This is a genomic window from Synechococcus sp. H60.3 (assembly GCF_047462295.1).
GTDB lineage: Bacteria > Cyanobacteriota > Cyanobacteriia > Thermostichales > Thermostichaceae > Thermostichus.
On record NZ_JANSIY010000119.1, the window covers coordinates 1 to 3,598 of the forward strand.

Below are 3,598 nucleotides of genomic sequence, written 5' to 3' on the forward strand. Positions count from 1 at the left end.
CCTTGAGATCTTGCGCCTGCGAGAACACGAAACTGCGGCAAGGAGAGGAAGTATCTGGAGTGTTTCCACATTCCTTCGCGCAAGCCGGCCATAGGCCTTGGAGTTGGGGTTACGGCGTCCCCTGCGATAGAAACCTCATGCTCTGGGCAGCTTGGCAAGCGGGAGCAATCCCATAAGCTGAGAAAGACCCCTTAGCACAGTGCTGCGCGGAAGCAAGCTCTAGCCGTGGGCAGAACATCAAGGAAGACCTGTCCGAGACCATCGGCTGCAAGGGAGATGTCTGCGCCAGCAGCGCTCTGGATCCCGGAAGAAAGCTGTAGGCTGGACTAGGTTCTCGATGCAACGGGCCGAGTTCGACCGAACCTTGACTTCTACCGATTGGGGATCCCGGCGCAACTTGCCTGAGCAAATCGGCTCCAGGCAGGGGCCACAGGTTTTGATCTGTGGCTACTATGGCTACGGCAATGCCGGCGACGAGGCCCTGTTGCTGGCTCTACTGGAGCAGCTGCGGCAGTTGCCCAACCCTGTACAGCCGGTGGTGCTCTCTCCTCGCCCTGCGGAAACGGCTGCCACCTATGGGGTGCTGGCCTGTCCGCGCTTTGACGGCTGGGCTTTGCGGCGCTATCTGGGGCAGTCTCAAGCTTTCATCTGGGGTGGGGGCAGCCTGCTGCAGGATCGCACCAGTTGGCGCAGCCCGCTTTACTACCTGGGTCTAATGCTCTGGGCCCAGCGGCGGGGGCTGAAAACTTTGGCCTGGGCCCAGGGGATCGGGCCTTTGCAGCGGGGCTGGATCCGCGAGCTGGCCCGCCGGTCTCTAGCAGGTTGTACGGCCATCAGTGTGCGCGACGCCGTTGCCTCCCAATGGCTGCGAGATTGGGGGATCCCCCATCAGGTGGCCCCAGATCCGGTTTGGGGCCTGCCCGCCAAAACCCTGCCGGAGTGGGAAAGATGGCCTCAGCCCCGCATTGCCGTGGTCTTGCGGCAGCATCCCCAGCTCACTCCAGCGCGACTTGAGACTTTGGCGGAAGGCTTGAGGCGCCTCCAGGCTGCCACAGGGGCTTATCTGCTTTTGCTGCCCTTCCAACTGGCTCCTCCTGGCTCCCTTGACCTTGGCCCAGACTACCGCCTAGCGCAACAGCTGCAACAGCGCCTGCCCGGCCCCAGCCAGGTCTTGGAGATTCGGGATCCCCATCTTTTAAAGGGGGTCTTTCGGGGGGTGAAATTGGCAATCGTTATGCGCTACCACGGCTTGGTGATGGCGGCTGCTGAGGGCTGTCCCTGCTTTGGCCTCAGCTACGATCCCAAGGTAAAAACGCTACTCGGGGAATTGGGCATGCCCGGCTGGGATCTCGAGGCGATCCCAGAGGATCCCGAAGCTTTGCACCGGGCTTGGCTGGCCTGCTATGCCGACGGGCCGGCCCTCAGCCCTGACCAAGTGGCTGTTTGGGTGGAGCGATCAGCCCAGCACGCCCAGTTGCTGAGGCAGCACTTGCCTTAAAGGAGAGGGGGGATCCCCAGCTCCTACCCCCTTGACCGAGACAATGGCGGCGCAAACCCCGCTCTCTAGGACTGGGGAGAGCATCAACTGAGAGTCTTCCCCGCTGCCAGTGTGGATTCGGGCAGCCGTTCTTGTCGGAATTCGCCCTACGCTGGGAATAGGCTCCTCCCCTGAGTGCCAAGATGCAACCCTGTACCCGCCAACAGATCCTGATCGGGATGGGCCTGACCAGCCTGATCCTGGCCCTCATCGCCGGCCTCTGGATCTGGCTGGGATCCCTCCGCGTGCCCTTCCGTTGGGATCCGCTGGCCGTCGCCTGGGGAGCGGCGCTGGGGCTGGGGGTGGCGCTGCTGAGCGGCGGGGCTTACTGGCTTTGGCCGGCCTATCGCCGGGCGGCTTCCGCCTACTTACACCTGGTGGCGGATCCCTTGCAATGGCGGGATATCTTCTGGGTGGGGGTGCTACCGGGCTGGAGCGAGGAGTGGCTGTTTCGCGGCGTGCTGATGGCAGCGCTGGTGGCCAGCCCCTTGGGGTGGACGGGCGGGATCCTCCTGAGCGGGCTCTTGTTTGGGGTTTTACACTGGCTAGAGTGGCAGGGTTGGCCCTATGCCGTCTGGGCCAGTGCGGTGGGCATCCTCCTAGGGATGGGCGTGTGGCTGTCGGGAAACCTGTTGGTAACCATCGTCGCTCATACTTTGGTTAACTGGATTGGAGTTTGCCTTTGGAAAGGTTCTGCCCTGCTAGCCAAATCCTAAGCCCAACGTCGCTGCCCAATCCCTCTCTCCTAGAGGGAGAGGGGCCGGGGGTGAGGGGAAGGAGCAATGAGTAAGCCCTTTCTGGGACTGCGGCTGGGGCCATCCTTGCTGCTCATCAGCCTGGGGGTGTACGGCTACCTGCTTTGGCTGGGCTGGTTTCAATCGGAGCGGCTGATCTTTTTGCCCCGCCCCGCCAGCTACCAGGATGGGGAGGCCATTCTCAAACTCACCACCGCCGATGGCCTGCAGATTTCAGCGGTCTACCTGCCCAATCCCGCAGCCACCTATACCCTCCTCTACAGCCACGGCAACGCCGAGGACCTAGGAGATATCCTGCCGCGCCTGAGGAAACTGCAGCAGGGGGGGTTTAGCGTCTTGGCCTACGACTACCGCGGCTACGGCACCAGCGAAGGGATCCCTTCCGAGGCCGGTGCCTACAAAGACATTGAAGCGGCCTACGCTTACCTACGAGATCAGGGGATCCCGCCGGGGCGGATTCTGCTTTATGGACGCTCGGTGGGAGGCGGGCCATCGGTTTATCTAGCAGCCCAAAAGCCAGTGGGGGGCTTGATCCTGGAATCCACCTTTGTAACCGCTTTTCGCGTCTTGACCCGCATCCCGCTGCTGCCTTTTGATCGCTTCGACAACCTCAGCCGCATTGCCCAGATCAATTGCCCGCTGCTGATTTTGCACGGCACTCAGGATCGCTTGATCCCCTTCTGGCATGCCGAAGCCCTTTACCAAGCAGCACGGGATCCCAAGCGTTTGGTGCCCATCGAGGGAGCCGATCACAACAACTTGCTCCAGGTGGCCGGGGAACGCTACCTGCCCATTCTGCACCAATTTGTGACCGAGCTGGTGGAGCCCACCCCTTTCCTGGACACTCCGTAGATCCCAGCAGGTTTGAAGAGCGATAGCCCAACAGCCTGTCCTGCTCTAAAGATAGAGTGGACAAGCGTGAGGATTTTCAAGTGACTTTTTGACCCATCAATTCTTGCAACAGCTTCTGCGCCGTTCCCATATAGCGCAGCACGTCGGGATGATGGCTCCAGATCGGGTCGCTCTCGGGGAAAACCTCCAGCGAGAACATGCCCTGCACGGCTCGCAGATAAGGCAGGAGGAAAGTGTAGCTAGCCGGGCTGAGACGAGAGTGCAAAGCCTCATCCAACAGCTCCAGCATCTGCCGCACCAGTTTCCACTCCACCTTCAGAGGGGGGTACAGCATCACGCAAAGGGGAAACAGCTCCTGCTGCACAGCCACCACGCTGCCTTCCAAGGCACAGAGGCCCAGGTACACCTGGAACATCTCCACATCGCGGATGCTGGAAATCCGCACCTCCAGATC

Annotated in this window: 3 protein-coding genes and 1 pseudogene; 3 read left to right on the forward strand and 1 reads right to left on the reverse strand. The window is 61.4% G+C overall.

All coding sequences use genetic code 11. The features are described from left to right. The first annotated feature begins 337 nt into the window (after window positions 1–337). From csaB to NW841_RS11005, 3 genes are all read left to right on the forward strand, one after another. Window positions 338–1,498, forward strand: coding sequence for a polysaccharide pyruvyl transferase CsaB (gene csaB, locus NW841_RS10995; protein WP_414386389.1), 1,161 nt, complete (start codon window positions 338–340; stop codon window positions 1,496–1,498). 182 nt (window positions 1,499–1,680) lie between these two features. Continuing rightward, window positions 1,681–2,253, forward strand: coding sequence for a type II CAAX prenyl endopeptidase Rce1 family protein (locus tag NW841_RS11000; RefSeq protein ID WP_414386391.1), 573 nt, complete (start codon window positions 1,681–1,683; stop codon window positions 2,251–2,253). Window positions 2,254–2,319: 66 nt separating this feature from the next. Next, window positions 2,320–3,144: an alpha/beta hydrolase gene (locus NW841_RS11005; RefSeq protein WP_414371590.1), complete on the forward strand. Its 825-nt coding sequence runs from the start codon at window positions 2,320–2,322 to the stop codon at window positions 3,142–3,144. A gap of 76 nt (window positions 3,145–3,220) precedes the next feature. On the opposite strand, the pseudogene NW841_RS11010 reads toward NW841_RS11005, so the two are convergent. Further along, window positions 3,221–3,598, reverse strand: a pseudogene (locus NW841_RS11010) (hypothetical protein); the annotation flags it as partial.

Bases quoted from the DNA above. Each gene is read 5' to 3' on its own strand.
- NW841_RS11000 (WP_414386391.1), top strand. From the start codon at position 1,681: ATGCAACCCTGTACCCGCCAACAGATCCTGATCGGGATGGGCCTGACC.
- csaB (WP_414386389.1), top strand. From the start codon at position 338: ATGCAACGGGCCGAGTTCGACCGAACCTTGACTTCTACCGATTGGGGA.
- NW841_RS11005 (WP_414371590.1), top strand. From the start codon at position 2,320: ATGAGTAAGCCCTTTCTGGGACTGCGGCTGGGGCCATCCTTGCTGCTC.